This window comes from Corynebacterium amycolatum SK46 (genome assembly GCF_000173655.1).
GTDB classification, from domain to species: Bacteria; Actinomycetota; Actinomycetes; order Mycobacteriales; family Mycobacteriaceae; genus Corynebacterium; species Corynebacterium amycolatum_A.
The window spans coordinates 1-2,199 of sequence record NZ_ABZU01000040.1 but is presented as its reverse complement, the minus strand read 5'-3'; the positions used below and the strand labels follow the sequence as shown (position 1 = coordinate 2,199).

The 2,199-nt window shown below is 53.8% G+C and carries 1 protein-coding gene; it reads right to left on the bottom strand.

The genetic code is table 11. The features are described 5' to 3' along the window. Positions 1 to 450 precede the first annotated feature (450 nt). Positions 451 to 1,899 carry a nucleobase:cation symporter-2 family protein gene (locus CORAM0001_RS10800; protein ID WP_005512056.1) on the bottom strand — a complete coding sequence of 483 codons (1,449 nt, stop codon included), beginning with the start codon at positions 1,897 to 1,899 and terminating at the stop codon, positions 451 to 453. Between the last annotated feature and the right edge of the window lie 300 nt (positions 1,900 to 2,199).

Below are 2,199 nucleotides of genomic sequence, written 5' to 3'. Positions count from 1 at the left end.
CAAGTAAACGGAATTAAATCGTTAGATGTTGTACCTTACGTCTCGGTGGTAGCTACCGATTTGGCTTGGTTGCAGGTACTTGAAGGGGCCCGTTGCGCAGTAGATCGGTCAGAGGCTCCTCGAATTCTGGCACCTCGCTTGTTGGCATGTCCGAATCGGTTATTGCACTTCTGTGACTATCACCGTCACTCATCCCGACATGCAGATACCCCGGTTCAATTGAGGCTCTACTACCAAGCTGTCCAAATAGGGATCCATACGCTTATCTGGAATTCGGCCTGATTCTTGAGTCGTCCCCACGAGACAACGCGGCGCCATCCTCGATCTTGCCAAAAGGAAATCCCGTATGGGCGAGGTATTGTCTGCGCCCATACGGGAATGTGTTGTATTTAGTTACGCCAGCGCGGTCTGGGATTGAGCTAGCCAGCCGCGGTAATCCAAGTACCGAAGTTAGTTATTGCTACTAGGCTTAGCCGGCGGAACGTCGCCGTAGCCGTCGTGGTCCTTATCTTCAGAGTTAATACCTCCGCGGAAGGTGTCGTGAGCAGTTGGAGCCACTGCGTGCGGTGCACGGTCCGCGGTGTTGAACAAAAGGTTCAAGATAATTGCTGCGACGGAACCTACGCAGATGCCTGAGGCCATAAACGTTTGTGCCCACGGCGGTAGTCCGGCAAATAGTTCGGGCGATACAGCAGGAAGCAATGCCAGTGCCAACGGAATACCAACCACGATTACGTTGGATTCAGTGAACTTAACCTTGGATAGGGTGCGGACGCCGGATGCTGCGACCATGCCGAACAAGGCGATACCGGCGCCTCCCAAAACTGGAGCTGGGATAGCAGCAACGAGAGCGGCCGTCTTTGGAATCAGTCCGAGAATCAGCAGCATTCCGCCAGCAGCTGCGGTAACCCACCGGGAACGTACACCCGTGATGGACAACACGCCGATGTTCTGGGCAAACGCCGTGTATTGGAAGGTATTGAAAATACCGCCAATCACGGTCGCAGCACCGTCGGCACGCAGTGTGTCGGCAATACGGCGATTATCAATCTCGGTCTCGGTAATCTCACCGATTGCAAGTACGTCTCCGGTTGCTTCGACCATAGTCACAAGCGAAACAATGCACATGGCAAATACCGCCGAGAAGACAAACTCAGGCATGCCGAAGTAGAACGGATGTGTAAGCCCAAAGATTGGTGAGTCCTTGGTCCCAGACCAATCCACCATTCCCAATGGAATACATAGCAGCAATCCGGAAATCATTCCCACTAGAACGGCGATTCGGGCGAGCCATTCCGGCGCCCAACGCTCAATACTGAGAATCAAGACCAATACAAACGCAGCTACTGCCAAGTTTTGGGGTGTGCCGAAATCAGGAGTGTCCTTGACTTCAGCGCCGCCACCAACCCAGTCGGCTGCGACTGGCATAAGCGTGGTGCCGATAATCAATAGCACCGTACCAGTGACCAACGGCGGAAATAGGCGTAGAAGCGATGCGAAAAGCGGTGCAAAGAGCATCATGAAAATGCCCGATGCAATCACCGAACCGTAGATTGCGGGTACGCCGTATTGCGATCCGATAGTGACCATCGGAATGGCGGCGGAGAAGGTACAACCCTGAATCAGTGGTAGCCGCACACCAAATCGCCAAATACCCACCGACTGCACGATGGTAGCGATGCCGGCAACAAACAGGTCCGCGGCAATTAGGTGCGGAATATCGGATGGGGAAATACACCCGGCATCCACAAGTGCCCAGCCCACGAAAAGCGGGACTGCCACCGCGCCTGCATACGCAGCGAGAACATGTTGAAAGCCGAGAACAAGCAGTTTTACATGGCCCGGATACTCATCGACCGGATGGACCGTCTGAGCATCGGTCTTCGTTGATGTAGTCACAGTTTGACTTTAGTTCCCTAGTCCAGCTTTTCCTCACCGGAGCTTTCTATTGGGGTGGTTTCGCTCCAGCTCGCTTTACGACGAGAGCCCCGAGCCTCGTCACTTTGCTGAGATGACTCGTGAGCGTGCGTGAGAAGCCGGTGACCGAATGCATTGCCCAACAGCTTTAAGTGAAACTCTAGGGTTATGGTCTTCTATTAGCTCGAAAGTACCCAAGGAAGGCATTGTGACCTGCGGGTTCGCTTTATGTGTGAAGTGTGTGTAATGTATCCGGGGTCAGCGCGACAGGGCGATGTGATC